Below are 907 nucleotides of genomic sequence, written 5' to 3' on the forward strand. Positions count from 1 at the left end.
AGCAGTCGGGTGTGGCGATGTCCACGGCGTTGTGTGAGCATTTCGGGCAGTCGCGTGCGGAGTTGTTCGAGATCGTGCAGGTCACCGGGATTCGCACGTTCTCGGGTCTGATCACCCAGTACGGCACCGGTTCGGGCTGCGATATCTGCAAGCCGACCGTCGCCTCGATCCTGGCTTCGACCGCGAGTGAGCACATCCTCGATGGTGAACAGGCCGCGTTGCAGGACACCAACGATCATTTCCTGGCGAATCTGCAGAAGAACGGCACCTATTCGGTGGTGCCGCGGATGCCCGGTGGCGAGGTCACCGCGGAACAACTGATCACGATCGGTCAGATCGCGAAAGAGTTCGATCTGTATCTGAAGGTCACCGGTGGACAACGCATCGACATGTTCGGTGCCCGGGTGGAGCAGTTACCGCGGATCTGGCAGCGCCTGGTCGATGCCGGGATGGAATCCGGGCACGCCTACGGGAAATCCCTGCGCACGGTGAAAAGCTGCGTCGGGTCGAGTTGGTGCCGGTACGGGCAGCAGGACTCGGTCGGCATGGCCGTGCTGCTCGAGAAGCGGTACCGGGGGTTGCGGTCCCCGCACAAACTCAAACTCGCGGTCTCCGGGTGCGCGCGCGAATGCGCCGAGGCGCGGGGCAAGGACGTCGGGGTCATCGCGACCGAACACGGCTGGAACCTGTACGTCGGCGGTAACGGCGGGTTGACCCCCAAACACGCGGTCCTGCTCGCCGGAGACCTCGACGACCAAACCCTGATCCGGTACATCGACCGGTACCTGATGTTCTACATCCGCACCGCGGACCGCTTGCAGCGCACCGCACCCTGGCAAGAATCCCTCGACGGGGGTATCGAACACGTCCGCCAGGTCGTATGCCAGGACAGCCTCGGCATCGCCGA

The 907-nt window shown here is 63.8% G+C and carries 1 protein-coding gene; it reads left to right on the top strand.

All coding sequences use genetic code 11. The features are described 5' to 3' along the window. The coding region (locus K7711_RS47025; RefSeq protein ID WP_504741154.1) for a ferredoxin-like domain-containing protein at positions 1-907 on the top strand (907 nt) is incomplete at both ends.

This window comes from Nocardia coffeae, assembly GCF_019890715.1.
In the GTDB taxonomy this organism is placed as follows: domain Bacteria; phylum Actinomycetota; class Actinomycetes; order Mycobacteriales; family Mycobacteriaceae; genus Nocardia; species Nocardia jiangxiensis.